We start from the raw sequence: 15,896 nt of genomic DNA on the forward strand, positions 1-15,896 counted from the left end.
CATCGCCCCGCCTGCCCGCCACCGTCACGCCGCCCTCAGATATTCCTCCTCCGGGGCGAATGTGTCGTCGGAGGTCATGCCGACCTTGGCCGCCGCCGAGGCGTTCTGCTGGATCACGGCGTCGAGGTCGCGGATCGCCTCGTTGATCTGTTCCACGCCGATGCTCTGTTCGCTGGAGGCGGTGTTGATCGCCTGCACGAGGGCGGCGGTCTGCTGGATGGCCGGCACCAGCGCCGCCAGTTTCTCGCCCGCCTTGCGGCTGACCTGAAGGGTGGTGCCGGAAAGCTGGCCGATCTCGGCGGCGGCCTGCTGGCTGCGTTCGGCAAGCTTGCGCACCTCGGCGGCGACGACGGCGAAGCCCTGGCCGTGCTGGCCGGCCCGTGCGGCTTCGACCGCCGCGTTGAGGGCGAGGAGGTCGGTCTGGCGGGCGATTTCGCGGATGATGGTGATCCGCTCGGCGATGCTGGACATGGCCGTGACGGCATCGCTGACCACGGCGCCGGTTTCCGCCGCATCATTGGCGGCCATCAGGGCGATCCGTTCGGTTTCAGCCGCGTTTGCGGCGGATTGGCGGATATTGGCGCGCATCTCTTCCATCGAGGCGCTGGCCTTTTCGGCGGCAGCGGCCTGTTCCGTCGCGCCGCGGCTGAGCTGGGCCATCAGGCGATCCATCTCGGCCCGGCGCTGTTCGCGTTCGGCGGCCTGGGCTTCGGCGATCTGCGCCAGATGCGCGGCCTCGCGCAGGTCGTCGCGCAGCTTGATGCAGGCGGTGGTCAGTTCGCCCACCTCATCCTTCGTGGCGACGGGGCGGATTTCCACATCGTAATCGCGATCCTTCAGGCGGTTGACGCGATCGGCCAGGGTGCGGACCGGGCGCATCGTGCGATAGATCAGGAAGAAGCAGATGACCGAGGCCACGAGGATCAGCGCCAGGGTGATGGACCCAAGCGAGGTGACGGTTTCCATGTAGACGGCGTTGATCTGCGCGATGGACCGGCCCGCGAAGACGGCACCGACGATGGCCCCCGAGGCATCGAAGACCGGCTCATAGCGGGTGAGATAGGGTTCGCCGAGGATCGTGGCATCGCCGACGAACACCTCGCCGCGCATCAGAACCGGCATGACCGGGCCTTTCGGATCGAGCGGCGTGCCCACGGCGCGGGTGCCGTCGGCTGCGGTGATGCTGGTCATCACGCGGATGAATTCCTGCGTGTCGGGTTTGAAGGTAAAGTAGGTGACATGCACATCCATGCCGGTGAGGACGGAATCGACGACCGCTTCGCCGATCTTGACCTCGCTGCCATCGCCGATCAGGGCGTTGAGGCGGCCATCGGCGGCGGTGCCGATGGCAAAGCCCGACGCTTCATGAGGCAGGCTGCGGGAGAAGGCCCAGACGGCGGCATCAACCCGCTGCGCCGTCGAGGCGCGCAGGTCGCTTTCCTTTTGCGACAGGACGGCGGCCAGAAGCACGCCGCTGACCACGGCCATCGCAGTGACAAGCACGGCAAGGAGCCGCGTCTTGAGGGACAGTCGGGAGGTGAGTTTCATGGTCCGGTCTCCGGAAGGGGCGTTTCGGAAGCAATCCTCACCTTCAGGACGACAGAATGTCGCGGATGTTTACGGGGAAACTGCGATCCGTTCGCAGGATCGACCTCCGTCACGGGCGCGGGGTTGGAAACCGGGGGGCCTGGGCTTGAAACCGGCGGCATGAAAAAAGCCCCGCGCAGGCTGCGCGGGGCTTTTGCAAGGGGCGGGGCTGTCGCGGCCCTATTTCATCGCCATGGAAGCCGCACTTTCGGGCAGTTCCTCGCCGAAGCAGCGCTGGTAGAATTCGGCCACCGTCTGACGCTCCAGCTCGTCGCATTTGTTCAGGAAGGAGAGGCGGAAGGCATAGCCCACATTGCGGAAAATCTCCGAATTCTGGGCCCAGTTGATGACGGTCCGGGGCGACATGACGGTGGAAAGGTCGCCATTCATGAAGGCGGTGCGCGTCAGGTCTGCCACGGTGACCATCTGGTTGATGGTCTTGCGGCCCTTCTCGGTGTTGTAATGCGGGTTCTTGGCCAGAACGATGGCGGCTTCGGCATCGTGGGACAGGTAGTTCAGCGTGGCGACGAGCGACCAGCGGTCCATCTGCGCCTGGTTGATCTGCTGGGTGCCGTGATAGAGGCCGGTCGTATCGCCCAGACCCACCGTATTCGCCGTCGCAAAGAGGCGGAAGGAGGGGTGGGGGGTGATGATCTCGTTCTGATCCAGCAGCGTGAGCTTGCCGTCATGTTCCAGCACGCGCTGGATGACGAACATCACATCGGCGCGGCCTGCGTCATATTCGTCGAAGACGATGGCGACGGGGTTGCGCAGCGCCCAGGGCAGGATGCCTTCGTGGAATTCGGTGACCTGCTTGCCATCGCGCAGCTTGATCGCGTCTTTCCCGATCAGGTCGATCCGGCTGATATGGCTGTCGAGGTTGACGCGCACGCAGGGCCAGTTCAGACGGGCGGCGACCTGTTCGATATGGGTGGATTTGCCGGTGCCGTGATAGCCCTGGATCATCACGCGGCGGTTGTAGGCGAAACCGGCGAGGATGGCGAGGGTGGTGTCCGGGTCGAACTTGTAGGTGGGGTCGATCTCGGGCACGCGATCGGTGCGGTCGGCGAAGGCCTTGACCTTCATCTCGGTGTCGATGCCGAACACGTCGCGGACAGAGATTTCTTCGGTGGGTTTCATCACAGTGTCCAGCATACCGTCCGCCATCATGGTCATTTTCGCGCGCCCCTCGGGCGTCTGGGATGTGTGGAACATATCGCGGGGGGGTGCAAGGGGAAGGGCAGCGCGGCAGGGTCTTTGCAGGCGATATGGCGCGGTCTGCGGGGCTGGCGCAGGGCGGGGCGCGGCCTTATCTGGGGGGCATGACCGCAAAGCACCGCCTGATCCGCAGCCTGATCCTGACCCTCTTTACCGCCGCGACGCTGGCCCGGGCCGAGCTTGGGGCGGATACGGAGGCCGCGGCGATCTTCACCCCGGCCTTTGCCGCGGCGCTGCCGCTGGCCCTTGCCGGGGGATGGGCCGTGGCGGGGCAGTTCGGGCGCGCGGGTGTTGCGGGATGGGTGCGGGCCGGGATTGCGGCGGCAGGGCTGCTGGTGGGGGTGGGGCTGGTGGTGCCGGTCCTGCTGCCGCTGCTGGGCGGGGTTGGCGGGGGCGCGCTGTCGCTTCTGGCCGAGGTGCCGCGCTGGCCGCTGTCCTGGGGGGCGGCGCTGGCCGGGGCCGCCGCCGCGCAGGTGGTGGCGCTGCGGCAGGGGCGCGGCGGTGGTGATCAGTCGCGGAAGTAGCGGCTGTCCTTGATCTGATCCCAGGCCCAGACCACCTCTTGCAGGCGGTCTTCGTCGGACCGGTCGCCACCGTTCATGTCGGGGTGCAGGTCCTTGACCAGCGATTTGTACTGCTTGCGGATCTCGGCCTTGGTCATGGTGTCGCGGCAGTCGAGAATCTCCAGCGCCTTGCGTTCGGTCGGCGGCAGCTTGCGGGTGGCGGCGCCGCTGGGCTTGGCGGGGTTGAGCGTGGCCTTTTCGCCCAGGATGGCCATGGGATCATCCACGCCCAGCCGCGCCCAGGCGCGACCCTCGTCGGGCTTCTTGCCGAAGGGCTGCGTCTCGCGGCCCCAGAGCCGGTCTTTTTCGAGGAACTTCTGGAATTCCTCATCGGTGGTGCCCTGGAAGAAGTTCCACTTCAGGTTGTATTCGCGGACATGGTCCTTGCAGAACCAGAAATATTCATCGAGGTGGTCGGGCGATTTCGGGGCGCGATAGGCGCCCTGTTCGGCGCAGCCCGGATAGTCGCAGCGTTTCTGCGAGGTCTCGAAAGCGCCGGACATGCCCCTGCGCCCGGTCTTGCGGCGCTTCTTGTCGGCGGAGACGCGAAGATCGAACTCGAAGGGGGGGCGTTGGGTCATTCTGGGGCAGGCCTTTCCGACTCGGAGGCGAGAGTTTAGGGGTTCTCGCAGCAGAGAGAAGAGGGGGCAGCGAAAAATGGCCGTGAGCGACGAAATCATCGAACGGCTGACACAGGCCTTTCAGCCGACGGAGCTGGAAGTGGTGAATGAAAGCCACCGCCATGCGGGCCATGCCGGGGATGACGGGACCGGGGAAAGCCATTTCAAGGTGAGGATCCGCGCCGCCGCCTTCGGCCCGATGGGGCGGCTGGACCGCCACCGCGCCGTGCAGAAGGCGTTGGGGGACCTGAACACCCGCATCCATGCCTTGGCGCTGGATATCGGCTGATTGAACGGAGCTTGCCCCCAACAGGGGGCTGCGCAAGCCTTTCCCCTCGCCTCCGCGCGTGCCGCGCTTCGGCTCGATGGGGGGCTGCCGCCCCCACCGCCCGTTCCGGGCGGCCCCCCCGCGAGTATTTGGGCCAAGATGAAGCGGCAGGGTCTTCATCTTGGCCATAAATACTCAAAAAAACACCAAGCCGGAGCGCGGCAGCGCGGAGGCGAGACAAAAGGAATGCGGGCGCATGCCCGCGCCGCTTTGCAAGCGTCAGACGAGATGCAGGCGGTCGCGGGCCTTCGCTTCCAGCCTGCGGCGGTGCAGGACGGGTTCGGTATAGCCCGAGGGTTGCGCGCGGCCGGCAAGGACCAGATCGCAGGCGGCCTTGAAGGCCGGGCCGTCAAAGGCCGGGGCCATCGGGCGATAGGCGGGGTCGGCGGCGTTCTGGCGATCGACCACGGCGGCCATCTTGCGCAGGGCGGCCATGACCTGCGCCTCTGACACCACGCCGTGATGCAGCCAATTGGCCAGGGCCTGGGCCGAGATGCGGCAGGTGGCGCGGTCTTCCATCAGACCGATGTCATGGATATCGGGCACCTTGGAGCAGCCCACGCCCTGATCCACCCAGCGCACGACATAGCCGAGAATGCCCTGGGCGTTGTTTTCCACCTCGTCGCGGATGTCGGCGTCGGACCAGTTCACGCCTTCGGCGAGGGGGAGGGTGAGCAGGTCTTCCAGCCGCCCGCGCGGGCCGGCAGTGGCGATCTCTGCCTGACGGGCCAGAACATCGACGCGGTGGTAATGGGTGGCGTGCAGCGTGGCGGCGGTGGGCGAGGGGACCCAGGCACAGGTCGCGCCCGCCTGCGGATGGGCGATCTTCGCCTCCAGCATCGCGGCCATCCGGTCGGGCATGGCCCACATCCCCTTGCCGATCTGGGCGCGGCCCTTCAGCCCGCAGGCCAGGCCGATATCGACATTGCGGTCTTCATAGGCCCTGATCCAGGCGGCGGATTTCATGTCGCCCTTGCGGATCATGGGGCCGGCCTCCATCGAGGTATGGATCTCGTCCCCGGTGCGGTCGAGGAACCCGGTATTGATGAAGGCGATGCGGTCGGCGGCGGCGCGGATGCATTCCTTGAGGGTCGCGCTGGTGCGGCGTTCCTCATCCATGATGCCGAGCTTGACGGTGAAAGGAGGAAGGCCCAGCGCCGCCTCGACCCGGTCGAAGATCCGGCAGGCGAAGGCCACCTCTTCCGGCCCATGCATCTTGGGCTTCACCACATAGACCGAGCCATGCAGCGAATTGCGCGGACCATCGGTCTTTTGCAGGTCATGCAGCGCACAGAGCGTGGTGACGAAGGCATCCATCAGGCCTTCCCCGACCTCGCGCCCCTCGGCATCGAGGATGGCGGGGTTGGTCATCAGATGGCCGACATTGCGCACCAGCATGAGCGCGCGGCCCTTCAAGAGGAGGGGCATGCCATCCGGTGCGGTGAAGGCATAATCGTCGCGCAGGCGGCGTTCGAGGGTCTGGTCGCCCTTGGTGACCATCTCGACCAGATCACCCTTCATCAGGCCCAGCCAGTTGCCATAGGCGGCGACCTTGTCCTCGGCATCCACGGCGGCGATGCTGTCTTCCAGGTCCATGATGGCCGAGAGCGCCGATTCCATCCGGATATCGGCCAGGCCTGCGGGATCGTCGGCGCCGATGCGGTGGCCGGGGTCGATGCGCAGGACGAGGTGGAGGCCGTTGTTCTTCAGCAGGATCGCCGAAGGGGCCTGGGCGCGGCCGCGGAAGCCTGCGAATTGGGCCGGGTCGCGGAGGGCGGGGGAAAGCTGGCCATCCACCACGGCATAGCGGGTGACATCGGCATGGCTGCCCTGTGCCAGCGGGGCCACATCATCGAGAAAGGCCTTGGCCCAGGCGATGACGCGGGCGCCGCGGGCGGGATCATATTCCTTCCCCTGCGGTGCATCGCCCAGCGCATCGGTGCCGTAAAGCGCATCGTAGAGCGACCCCCAGCGCGCATTGGCGGCGTTGAGCGCATAGCGCGCGTTCATCACCGGGACCACGAGTTGCGGGCCGGGCATGGTGGCGATCTCGGGGTCGGTGCCAGTGGTGCGGATTGTGAAATCGGGGCCTTCGGGCAGCAGATAGCCGATCTCGCGCAGGAAGGCGGTATAGGCCTGGGCGTCATGGGGCAGGCCCTTGCGGGCGCGGTGCCAGTCGTCGATCTGCGCCTGCATCCGGGCGCGGGTGTCCAGCAGGGCGCGGTTGACGGGGCCGAGCTCCGCCACGGCGGCGGCGAACCCGTTCCAGAAGCGATCGGCCGTGACGCCGGTGCCGGGAAGGGCCTTGTCTTCGAGGAAGGCCGCCATGCGGGCATCGACCTGCAAGCCGTGGCGTTCCAGCCGTTCCATCTGCCTCTCCCGTCTTTGGTATGCGATGGCACACAATATATCCGGCGGCGGAGCGGTCGCAACATCGTGCGGGCGGGGATTTGCCGGAAATCCCGAACATCACCTTCAGCTTTTCGCGCGGAATGAGAATGGTTTGCCAATTGGCTAAGTTTTCGCTTCCGCGACTCGGGTGCGGGTGATAGTTAGCGATATGGCTAAGCATGAACCTGACCTCTCGCTCCTGTTCCACGCCCTGTCCGACCCGACGCGGCGGGCGATGCTGGAGCGTCTGGCGCAGGGGCCTGCGGCGGTGACGGAACTGGCGGGGCCGTCGGGGCTGCGCCTGCCCACCATCCTGCGGCATCTGGCGGTGCTGGAGGCGGCGGGGCTGATCGCCACGGCGAAGGATGGGCGCGTGCGGTCTTGCGCGCTGCGCCCCGAGGCGCTGGTGCCGATGCAGGACTGGCTTCAGGCCCAGCGCGCCCTGTGGGAGGCGCGGCTGGACCGGCTGGAGGATTACGTGACGCGGCTGATGAAGGAGCGCGAGAGATGAAAGCGGAAGACCTGCCGGAGTTCGATCCGGAGCTCGATCTGGTTCTGGTGCGCGAGCTTGCCGCGCCGCGGGCGGTGATCTGGGACTGCTGGACCAAGCCCGAACATCTGGTCCACTGGTTCGTGCCGCGCCCGCATCGGGTGACGGCCTGCCATCTGGATCTGCGCGTGGGCGGGGCCTGCAACACGACCTTCGATGTGGAAGGGAATGTGATGGAAAACCGGGGCGTCTATCTGGAAGTGGTCCCGCAGGAGCGGCTGGTCTTCACCGATACCTATACCGAGGGGTGGAAACCGGCGGCGGAGCCTTTCATGACCGCCATCGTGACCTTCGAGGATCTGGGCGGCGGGCGGACGCGCTATACCGCCGTGGCGCGGCACCGGAATGCCGAGACGGCGAAGACCCATGCCGAGATGGGCTTTCAGGAGGGCTGGGGGACGGTGGCGACGCAACTGGAGGCCTATGCGCAGGGCCTCGCGCGATGAGCGGTTTCGCCACGCTGAGCTTTTCCCGGTCGGTCGCGGCGCCGGCCGGGACGCTCTGGCAGGGCTGGACGGCCCCTGCGGCGCGGGCGCTCTGGGCGGCCCCGTCGCCGGAGGTGGTGGTGGAGTTTCTGGAGGCCGACAGCCGCGAAGGCGGGCGGGAAGTGTCGCTTTGTCATGTGACGGGCGAGGCGGATATCCGCTGCGAGGTGGGCTGGCTGGTGCTGGAACCGGGACGGCGCGCGGTGAATTCCGAGGTGATCTCGCGCGCGGGGGTGACGCTGTCGGCGGCGCTGGTGACGGCGGAGGTGGCGGCGGAGGGCGAGGGGGCGCGGATCGAGGTCACGGTGCAGCTTGCCGATCTGTCGGGGGGGATGGCGGCGGGCTATCGCGCGGGGTTCGATGCGGGGGTCGGGAATCTGGCGCAGGTGGCGGGGCGGATGATGGTGATCCGGCGCGTGATCGCCGCGCCGGTGGCGGCGGTCTGGGGGGCGTGGTGGAATGCCGAGAGCCTGCCGCGCTGGTGGGGGCCGGAGGGGTTTTCCTGCCGCACGGCGCGGATCGACCTGCGGGCGGGGGGCGAGTGGGTCTTCGACATGATCGGGCCGGACGGGACGGTCTGGCCGAACCATCACCGCTATGGCGCGGTGCTGCCGGGGTCGCGGATCGACTATGCGCTGCATGCGGGGGAGGGCGGGCCGAAACATGCCGACGCCTGGGCGATGTTCGCGCCGGTGGAGGGCGGGACGGAGGTCACGCTGGGGATGGTGTTCGATACGGTCGAGGCCTGGCAGGGGGCGAAGGGTTTCGGGGCCGAGGCGCTGGGCTTGCAGACGCTGGGGAAGCTGGCGGTGGTGGTGGCTGGGTAGGATGGGCAGGATTGCCCATCCTACTGTTGAAAGGTCGGTCGGGTAGGATGGGCGGTATCGCCCATCCTACGGATGCCGGATCGTCAGATAGGGCCAGTCGGCCGGATCGCGCACCAGCCCGTGGCGGACCGGGTCGGTCCGGCAATAGGCCACGGCCTCGGCCACCGCATCGGGCGAGCGCAGGGCATGTTCCCAGAACCGCCGCTGCCAGATGCCCGCCTCGCGCCTGCGGGCAAGGCTGGGGCGGACCGCGCTGCGGTCTCTGATGGCATGGCTGAAACGGCCCTTCATCCGCTGCCAGCGTTCGGAGAACTGCACGCTTCCCTCCGCCTCGGTCAGCACGACATGCAGATGGTCGGGCAGGATCACCACGGCCTGCACCGTGGCGGGGAAATCGCGGAAGGCATCCCGCCAGGCGAGGCGCAGCAGGTCGATCCGGTCGGTCAGCAGGGAACTGCCCCGCGCCTCAAGGCAGAGGGTGAAGGCATAGGTCCCCCCGGGGAGGCGCAGGCGGCGATAGGCGGTCATCCCGCCAGGCTCGCAGGTCGGGGTTAAGGCTTTCTTTCCGCCGTCTGGCCCGCGCCGGATTTCCGCTCGGCCCGGCAGCGGTCGGAGCAATAGCGCACCTCGTCCCAGACCTTTTCCCATTTCTTCCGCCAGGCGAAGGGCCGCCCGCAGGTGGCGCAGGTCTTTTCGGGCAGATCGCCCTTCTTGCGCATCTTCGCCATCAGAGGTCGAGGCTCATCTGCGCCGCATCCGCGCGGCGGCGGGGCCGGGGGCTGCGGTCATTGACGAAGCGGGGATCGGCGCGGCTGGCATGGCGTTCGATCACCTCGGCCACCTCTTCGCGGAAGCCGCGTTCCTTGCGCAGGCCCCAGCAGGCCTCGCGCGCGGCGCGGGCGGCGGCGGCGACATCGACGATGGGTTCGGGGTAAAGCCGCCCCAGCACGGCGCGGGCGCCGGGCCATTTCCACGGCTCTTGCAGGAAGGGATCGGGGACGGCGGCCAGTTCCGGCACCCAGCGGCGGGTGAAGGCCCCGGTCGGGTCCTGGTCATGGCCCTGTTTCACGGGGTTGTAGATGCGGATCGTGTTGATCCCCGTCACCCCCGCCTGCATCTGCACCTGCGGCCAGTGGATGCCCGGTTCATAATCGGTGAAGCGGCGGGCGAGCACCGCGCCCGTCGCCCGCCAGTCAAGCCAGAGGTGATAGGAGGCCACCGCCATCACCATGCTGCGCATCCGGAAATTCAGCCATCCTGTCGCGCGCAGATAGCGCATGCAGGCATCGAGGAAGGGCAGGCCGGTTTCCCCCGCCTCCCATGCCGCAAGGCGCGCGGCATCCGGGGCAAGGGGGCGGAGCTGATCGGCGGCGCGGTGGAGGGCGCGGATCTCGATCCGCGGTTCGCTTTCCAGCTTCTGGATGAAATGGTCGCGCCAGGCCATGCGGGACTGGAACGAGGCCAGCGCGCCGGGCCAGCGCCCGCCGGGGCGTTCGGCGGCGCGGGCGGCGGCGGCCTGCACCACCTCGCGTGAGGAAAGCGTCCCCAGCGCCAGATGGGCCGACAGCCGCGAACAGGCGCGTTCGCCGGTGAGGGGCGAGGACATGGCCGCGCGATAGGGTTCGCCCCGTTGGGTGAGGAAACTGTCGAGAAGCGCCAGCCCGTGCTGGCGTCCCCCCGCCTGACGATGCGCGCAGGGGTCATCGGCCAGGCGCAGCGCGCGGGCCGAGGGAATCGCCCCAGGTTCCACCCCCGGCACGGCCCGCAGCGCCGCGGGCGCGGCGACCTGCGGGCCGCCCACGAATGCGTCACGCTGGCCGGCCCAGCCGTTGCGGCTGCCGAGGCGGCGGATGACGCCCTGCTGCGGCAATTCCTCCCAGATCACCCCCGCCCCGCGCGCCCATGCCGCCACGCGCCGGTCACGGGCATAGGTCCAGAGATTGCCCGTCTCTTCATGGCTGAGGATGCGGGCGATGTGGTGCTGGCGGCAGAGCCGGTCCAGCACCGAAACCGCCTCGCCCACCCGCAGGATCAGCGGCGCGCCCAGCGCCCCAAGACCCTCGCGCAGATCGGCCAGCGCCTCGGCGGTGAAGGCCCATTGGCGGGCGGAGGTGTCGGGCAGGTGCCAGTACTCCGGTTCCACGATGTAGAGCGGCATGACCGCCCCCAACCCCGCCGCGCGGGCGAGGGCGGGGTGGTCATGCGGGCGCAGGTCGCGCTTGAACCAGACGAGAACATTCATGGAACATCAATCTAGCCATCGCGGGGGATTCGTAAAGCCCCGCCACGCGGCTCCGGGAGGCGGCCTCTGGGCTGCCCGGTCCCTGCACCCTGAGCGCCTCTTTCCTGTGCGGCGCGCGCCTTCCGCCAGGGCGGAGGGCGCGGCGCGGCTGCGGGCTGTGTCCTTTCGGACCCATCCTTTCGGATGGGTGGCCCCTATCCTTCGCCGGGGTTGCCACACATTGCTTCGCCATGGCACGGGATTACGGCATCCTGCCGATACATCCTGACGGAGGGGGACGTCTCCCCTGGGCCTTCATCCATGAACCGTGCCGCCGAGACCGCCGCGAAAGGCCCGCCGCCGCTGAAGGCGTGGCTGTGGCGGTCCTATCTGCGGGCGGCGCTGGTGCCGCTTCTGCTGATCGAACTGACCTTCGTGGCGCTCTACTGGGGCACGAGCCGCGTCGTCTATGACCGCAGCGCGGGCGCGATCACCGAGATTTCCACTGCCGCGCTGGGCGATGCGGCGCTGCGCGAGGCGGATGTGATCGCGCGGCGGCTGGAGACGATCGCGGCGCTGACCGGCGTCTATGCCGAGGAGACGGGGCGGGCGCTGGCCCTGCCTGCGCCCGAGGTGCCGGAGGCGGAACGGGCGAACCATGCCCTTTCGCCGGAGGGGGTGTTTCACAGCAAGACCGACCGGGGCGGATCGGCCGTCTTCGTCAGTGGGGTCGTGCCGGTCGGCCCGGTGCAGGAGGACAAGGTCTGGCGCACGCTGCGGCTGGACCCGGTGATGAAGTCGATCCGCGCTGCCGACCCGCTGATCGCGCAGCTTTACGTCAACACCTCGGATTCGCTGAACCGCATCTATCCGTGGTTTGACGTGCTGGCCATCTATCCGCCCCGGATGGATATCCCGAGCTACAATTTCTATTATGAGGCGGATGCCGTGCATAACCCCGGACGCGGGGTGGTCTGGACCGATGCCTATGTCGATCCGGCCGGGGCGGGCTGGATGGTTTCGGCCATCGCGCCGGTCTATGGCGCGGATGATCCGGACCGGCTGGATGCCGTGGTGGGGCTGGACATCACCACGAAGGCCATTGTCGATCAGGTGCTGGACATCGACTTCAAGGGCGATGGCTATGCGATCCTTGTCAGCCGCGACGGCACGATCCTCGCCCTGCCGCCCGAGGCGGAGGGCGATCTGGGGGTGAGCGCGCTGCTGGAACACAGCTATGAGGAGGCGATCCTTCAGGACACGTTCAAGCCCGACAGCTTCAACATCTATCGCCGGGCGGAACTGTTCGATCTGGCGCAGGCGCTGCAATCGGCGCCGGAGGGGGATGCGCGGGTCGATCTGGGCCGCCCGATGATGGCGGCCTGGGCCACCATCGCGGGGCCGCAATGGAAGCTGATGGTGCTGACCAGCGAAGAGAGCCTGCTGGCCGCGGCGACCACGCTGCGCGATGAACTGACCTTCGTCTCCTGGGCGATGCTGGGCATCCTGATCCTGTTCTACGGCATCTTCTTCCTGTTCCTCTGGCGGCGGTCCATCGCCATGTCGGCCCGCGTGGCGCAGCCTCTGGCCGAGATCGAGGGGAACATGGCGCGGATCACCGAAGGCGGCACGGTGGCGGCCGATCACCGCTATGGCGTGGCCGAATTGCAGGCGGTGGGCGATCACCTTGTGAACATGGGCACGCGGTTGCAGGCGGCCAATGCGGCCAAGGCGAATTTCCTGTCGGCCATGAGCCATGAATTGCGCACGCCGCTGAATGCGATCCTCGGTTTTTCCGAACTGTTGAAGAACGATCCCGCCCATCCTCTGCCGCCCGAGGCGGGGCGGCAGGTGCAGGCCATTTCGGATGCCGGCTGGCAATTGCTGCAACTGGTGGAAGGGGTGATCGAACTGAGCCGCATCGAACGCGGCGAGGTGCGCAACAACCGCCAGCCCATCCAGATCATCCCGCTGGCCCAGCAGGCGGTAGAGGCCGCGCGGCCCGGCCTGCGGTCGCATGACGTGACGCTGTCGGTGGAAATGCCGGAGACCCCGCTTCCCCAGGCGATGGCCGATCCCGAGATCCTGCTGCGCATCCTGACGCATCTCGTGTCGAACGGGGTGAAGTACAACCGCGCCGGCGGGTCGGTGACCCTGTCCTTCCGGCAAGAGCCGGGGCGTCTGGCGATCCGGGTGCAGGATACGGGCATCGGCATCCCGCCCGACCGGCAGGCGCGGCTGTTCACGCCCTTTGACAGGCTGGGGCATGAGAATGGCACAATCTCCGGCACTGGCATCGGGCTGGCGATCTGCCGCCGTCTGGCCGATCTGACGGGCAGCAGCATCAGCTATGAAAGCCATGAAGGGCAGGGCAGCACCTTCACCCTGCGGGTGCCGCTGGCCTGAGCGGGCCGCTTGCCTTCACGCGGCGCGGTCCATAGCTTTCCTGCCAAAGGAGTGCCCCCATGACCGCCGAACCCCGCGCCATCCATCTGTCCGACTACCTGCCCTTCACGCATCGGGTGGAGGAGGTGGCGCTGGTCTTCCACCTTGCCCCAAGGGCCACGCGGGTGGCGGCCAGCTTGCGCCTTGCGCCCAATCCGGCGCGCCCCGGCCGGCATGGCCTGCGGCTGGATGGGGAAAACCTGCGGCTTCTGTCCCTGCGGCTGAACGGGGCGGCGCTGGACTGCGCGCCCGATGATACGGGGCTGACGATCCCCGCCGCGCTGCTGCCCGACGGGCCCTTCACGCTGGAAACCGAGGTGGAGATCGACCCCGAGGGGAACACGGCGCTGGAAGGCCTTTACATGTCGCGCGGCATGTATTGCACGCAATGCGAGGCGGAGGGGTTCCGCAAGATCACCTTCTATCCCGACCGGCCCGATGTGATGGCCCCGTTCCGGGTGCGGATCGAGTCCGATCTGCCGGTCCTTCTGTCCAACGGCAATCCGGCGGGGCAGGGCAAGGGATGGGCGGAATGGGTCGATCCCTGGCCGAAGCCCGCCTATCTTTTCGCGCTGGTGGCGGGGGAGCTTGTCGCCCATTCCGCGCCCTTCCGCACCGCATCCGGGCGGGATGTCGCGCTGAACATCTGGGTGCGTCCGGGCGATCAGGACCGCTGTGCCTATGCGATGGACAGTCTGATCCGGTCGATGCGCTGGGATGAAGAGGTCTATGGCCGCGAATATGATCTGGACGTGTTCAACATCGTCGCCGTGGATGATTTCAACATGGGCGCGATGGAGAACAAGGGGCTGAACATCTTCAACTCCAAATTCGTGCTGGCCAGCCCGGAAACCGCGACGGATGACGATTTCGCCCGGATCGAGGCGATCATCGCGCATGAGTACTTCCACAACTGGACGGGCAACCGCATCACCTGCCGCGATTGGTTCCAGCTTTGCCTGAAAGAAGGGCTGACCGTTTTCCGCGATCAGCAGTTCAGCGGCGACATGCGGTCCCATGCGGTGAAGCGGATCGAGGATGTGCTTCTGCTGCGCGCGCGGCAGTTCCGCGAGGATGGCGGGCCGCTGGCGCATCCGGTGCGGCCCGACAGCTATGTCGAGATCAACAATTTCTACACCGCGACCATCTATGAGAAGGGCGCCGAAGTCATCGGGATGCTGAAACGTCTGGTGGGGGAGGAGGGCTATGCCAAGGCGCTCGACCTCTATTTCACCCGCCATGACGGGCAGGCGGCGACGATCGAGGATTGGCTGACGGTGTTTCAGGATGCCACGGGCCGCGATCTGACGCAGTTCAAGCGCTGGTACACCGAGGCAGGGACGCCAAGGGTGAAGGTCTGGGAGGAATGGGATGGCGCGACCTATTCCCTGACCTTCGAGCAGGAGAACCCGCCCACGCCGGGGCAACCCGAGAAGGGCGCGAAGGTCATCCCGATTGCCGTGGGGTTGCTGAACCCCAATGGCGACGAGGTGCTGCCGACGACGATGCTGGAACTGACGGAAGGACGGCAGAGCTTCCGCTTTCCCGCCGCGACGCGACCCGTGCCGTCGATCCTGCGCGGCTTTTCCGCCCCCGTGGTGCTGGAGCGCGAGGTTTCCCCCGAGGAACGCGCCTTCCTTCTGGCCCATGACACCGACCCTTTCAACAAATGGGAGGCGGGGCGGGCGCTGGCCAAGGACCTGCTGGCCCGGATGGTGACGGAGGGCGCGGCGCCGGGGCCGGACTGGCTGGATGCCATCGCCCGTGTGACCTTTGACGAAACGCTGGACCCTGCCTTCCGCGCGCTGGCGCTGCGCCTGCCGGGCGAGGATGACATGGCAGCGACGCTGCACGCTGCGGGCGTGGCGCCCGATCCCGCGCGGCTCTGGGCCGAACGCCGGCGGATGGCCGAGGCGCTGGCGCGCCGTCTTGGCCCGCAATTGCCGGGGCTGATCGAGACGCTGGCGGAGCCGGGGCCTTTCACGCCGGATGCACGGGCGGCGGGGCGGCGGGCCTTGCGGATCGCGGCACTGAACCTTCTGACGCGCCTTGATGGCGGCAAGGCGGCGCGGGCCGCCTATGCGGCGGCCAACAACATGACGGAAGAGGTGGGGGCGCTGGTTGCGCTTCTCGACATCGGCGCGGGGCAGGAGGAATTGCGCCTCTTCGAGGCGCGCTGGGCCAAGGACCGCAACGTGATGGACAAGTGGTTCGCGCTCCAGATCGCCTATGCCCATCCCGACCGGGCGGTCGCGGTGACGGAAGGCCTGACGCGGCACCCCGATTTCGACTGGAAGAACCCCAACCGGTTCCGGGCGGTGATCGGGGCGCTGTCGGCCAATCATGCCGGGTTCCACCACGCCTCGGGGGCGGGGTATCGGCTGGTGGCGGACTGGCTGCTGAAGCTTGATCCGTTGAACCCGCAGACGGCGGCGCGCATGTCCACCGCCTTTGACACCTGGCCGCGCTATGATGCCGACCGGCAGGGGATGGTGCAGGCGGAACTGGCGCGCATGGCAGCCGCGCCGGGCCTGAGCCGCGATCTGGGCGAGATGGTGGGGCGGATGCGGGGGGAGTGACCCGGTGCCGGGCATGATCGGGCACCTCCTGTAAAGCCCAACGCGCCCGGAAAGTGTCCGGTGCGCCTTGCGGGATAGGCCG

14 protein-coding genes are annotated in these 15,896 nt (G+C 67.7%); 7 read left to right on the forward strand and 7 right to left on the reverse strand.

Features of this window, described 5'->3' with window-relative positions; genetic code table 11:
* Positions 1 to 24: 24 nt before the first annotated feature.
* A complete protein-coding gene (locus C0V75_RS06010) occupies positions 25 to 1,548 on the reverse strand; it encodes a methyl-accepting chemotaxis protein (RefSeq protein ID WP_101920025.1) in 1,524 nt (507 codons plus the stop codon).
* A 219-nt stretch (positions 1,549 to 1,767) separates the two neighbouring features.
* Complete coding sequence (gene cobS / locus C0V75_RS06015; protein WP_101920718.1) at positions 1,768 to 2,754, reverse strand: cobaltochelatase subunit CobS; 987 nt, start codon at positions 2,752 to 2,754, stop codon at positions 1,768 to 1,770.
* A gap of 101 nt (positions 2,755 to 2,855) precedes the next feature.
* Here cobS and C0V75_RS06020 point away from each other — a divergent pair, with 101 nt between their 5' ends.
* Positions 2,856 to 3,329 (forward strand): hypothetical protein, encoded by a 474-nt coding sequence (locus tag C0V75_RS06020; RefSeq protein WP_101920026.1) that lies wholly within the window; start codon positions 2,856 to 2,858, stop codon positions 3,327 to 3,329.
* On the opposite strand, the gene C0V75_RS06025 is transcribed toward C0V75_RS06020, so the two are convergent.
* Entirely contained in the window at positions 3,314 to 3,949 is a 636-nt protein-coding gene (locus C0V75_RS06025) for a J domain-containing protein (protein ID WP_101920027.1), read from the reverse strand. The genes C0V75_RS06020 and C0V75_RS06025 overlap by 16 nt on opposite strands.
* A gap of 76 nt (positions 3,950 to 4,025) precedes the next feature.
* Between C0V75_RS06025 and C0V75_RS06030 the strand changes: the two genes are divergently transcribed.
* A complete protein-coding gene (locus tag C0V75_RS06030; RefSeq protein WP_101920028.1) occupies positions 4,026 to 4,277 on the forward strand; it encodes a BolA family transcriptional regulator in 252 nt (83 codons plus the stop codon).
* A 258-nt stretch (positions 4,278 to 4,535) separates the two neighbouring features.
* Here C0V75_RS06030 and C0V75_RS06035 read toward each other — a convergent pair whose 3' ends face one another.
* Positions 4,536 to 6,686 carry a malate synthase G gene (locus tag C0V75_RS06035; protein ID WP_101920029.1) on the reverse strand — a complete coding sequence of 717 codons (2,151 nt, stop codon included), beginning with the start codon at positions 6,684 to 6,686 and terminating at the stop codon, positions 4,536 to 4,538.
* 190 nt (positions 6,687 to 6,876) lie between these two features.
* On the opposite strand from C0V75_RS06035, the gene C0V75_RS06040 reads away from it, so the two are divergent.
* Genes C0V75_RS06040 through C0V75_RS06050 form a run of 3 tightly spaced genes read left to right on the forward strand, consistent with a single transcriptional unit; the run spans position 6,877 to position 8,569 of the window.
* Positions 6,877 to 7,218 (forward strand): helix-turn-helix transcriptional regulator, encoded by a 342-nt coding sequence (locus tag C0V75_RS06040; protein ID WP_173861044.1) that lies wholly within the window; start codon positions 6,877 to 6,879, stop codon positions 7,216 to 7,218.
* Entirely contained in the window at positions 7,215 to 7,703 is a 489-nt protein-coding gene (locus C0V75_RS06045; protein ID WP_101920030.1) for an SRPBCC family protein, read from the forward strand. The genes C0V75_RS06040 and C0V75_RS06045 overlap by 4 nt, the downstream gene beginning before the upstream one ends.
* Positions 7,700 to 8,569 carry an SRPBCC domain-containing protein gene (locus C0V75_RS06050; protein ID WP_101920031.1) on the forward strand — a complete coding sequence of 290 codons (870 nt, stop codon included), beginning with the start codon at positions 7,700 to 7,702 and terminating at the stop codon, positions 8,567 to 8,569. The genes C0V75_RS06045 and C0V75_RS06050 overlap by 4 nt, the downstream gene beginning before the upstream one ends.
* Positions 8,570 to 8,635: 66 nt before the next feature.
* On the opposite strand, the gene C0V75_RS06055 is transcribed toward C0V75_RS06050, so the two are convergent.
* The 3 genes from C0V75_RS06055 to C0V75_RS06065 are packed head-to-tail and all read right to left on the reverse strand — an operon-like array spanning position 8,636 to position 10,811.
* Positions 8,636 to 9,097, reverse strand: a complete 462-nt coding sequence (locus tag C0V75_RS06055) for a transposase (protein ID WP_158241789.1) — start codon at positions 9,095 to 9,097, stop codon at positions 8,636 to 8,638.
* Positions 9,098 to 9,120: 23 nt separating this feature from the next.
* A complete protein-coding gene (locus tag C0V75_RS06060; RefSeq protein WP_173861045.1) occupies positions 9,121 to 9,297 on the reverse strand; it encodes a DUF2256 domain-containing protein in 177 nt (58 codons plus the stop codon).
* Positions 9,297 to 10,811, reverse strand: a complete 1,515-nt coding sequence (locus C0V75_RS06065; RefSeq protein WP_101920033.1) for an FAD-binding domain-containing protein — start codon at positions 10,809 to 10,811, stop codon at positions 9,297 to 9,299. The genes C0V75_RS06060 and C0V75_RS06065 overlap by 1 nt, the downstream gene beginning before the upstream one ends.
* Positions 10,812 to 11,111: 300 nt before the next feature.
* On the opposite strand from C0V75_RS06065, the gene C0V75_RS06070 reads away from it, so the two are divergent.
* Both C0V75_RS06070 and pepN read left to right on the forward strand, forming a co-directional pair.
* Positions 11,112 to 13,196, forward strand: a complete 2,085-nt coding sequence (locus C0V75_RS06070) for a sensor histidine kinase (protein WP_101920034.1) — start codon at positions 11,112 to 11,114, stop codon at positions 13,194 to 13,196.
* 59 nt (positions 13,197 to 13,255) lie between these two features.
* Entirely contained in the window at positions 13,256 to 15,814 is a 2,559-nt protein-coding gene (gene pepN, locus C0V75_RS06075) for an aminopeptidase N (RefSeq protein WP_101920035.1), read from the forward strand.
* Positions 15,815 to 15,896: the final 82 nt, after the last annotated feature.

Source organism: Tabrizicola sp. TH137 (assembly GCF_002855575.1).
In the GTDB taxonomy this organism is placed as follows: domain Bacteria; phylum Pseudomonadota; class Alphaproteobacteria; order Rhodobacterales; family Rhodobacteraceae; genus Paragemmobacter.

Coding starts and splice junctions, on each gene's coding strand:
- C0V75_RS06030 (WP_101920028.1), top strand. CDS start 4,026: ATGGCCGTGAGCGACGAAATCATCGAACGGCTGACACAGGCCTTTCAG.
- C0V75_RS06025 (WP_101920027.1), bottom strand. CDS start 3,949: ATGACCCAACGCCCCCCCTTCGAGTTCGATCTTCGCGTCTCCGCCGAC.
- C0V75_RS06055 (WP_158241789.1), bottom strand. CDS start 9,097: ATGACCGCCTATCGCCGCCTGCGCCTCCCCGGGGGGACCTATGCCTTC.
- C0V75_RS06065 (WP_101920033.1), bottom strand. CDS start 10,811: ATGAATGTTCTCGTCTGGTTCAAGCGCGACCTGCGCCCGCATGACCAC.
- C0V75_RS06040 (WP_173861044.1), top strand. CDS start 6,877: ATGGCTAAGCATGAACCTGACCTCTCGCTCCTGTTCCACGCCCTGTCC.
- cobS (WP_101920718.1), bottom strand. CDS start 2,754: ATGGCGGACGGTATGCTGGACACTGTGATGAAACCCACCGAAGAAATC.
- C0V75_RS06010 (WP_101920025.1), bottom strand. CDS start 1,548: ATGAAACTCACCTCCCGACTGTCCCTCAAGACGCGGCTCCTTGCCGTG.
- C0V75_RS06020 (WP_101920026.1), top strand. CDS start 2,856: ATGGCGCGGTCTGCGGGGCTGGCGCAGGGCGGGGCGCGGCCTTATCTG.
- pepN (WP_101920035.1), top strand. CDS start 13,256: ATGACCGCCGAACCCCGCGCCATCCATCTGTCCGACTACCTGCCCTTC.
- C0V75_RS06050 (WP_101920031.1), top strand. CDS start 7,700: ATGAGCGGTTTCGCCACGCTGAGCTTTTCCCGGTCGGTCGCGGCGCCG.
- C0V75_RS06060 (WP_173861045.1), bottom strand. CDS start 9,297: ATGGCGAAGATGCGCAAGAAGGGCGATCTGCCCGAAAAGACCTGCGCC.
- C0V75_RS06035 (WP_101920029.1), bottom strand. CDS start 6,686: ATGGAACGGCTGGAACGCCACGGCTTGCAGGTCGATGCCCGCATGGCG.
- C0V75_RS06045 (WP_101920030.1), top strand. CDS start 7,215: ATGAAAGCGGAAGACCTGCCGGAGTTCGATCCGGAGCTCGATCTGGTT.
- C0V75_RS06070 (WP_101920034.1), top strand. CDS start 11,112: ATGAACCGTGCCGCCGAGACCGCCGCGAAAGGCCCGCCGCCGCTGAAG.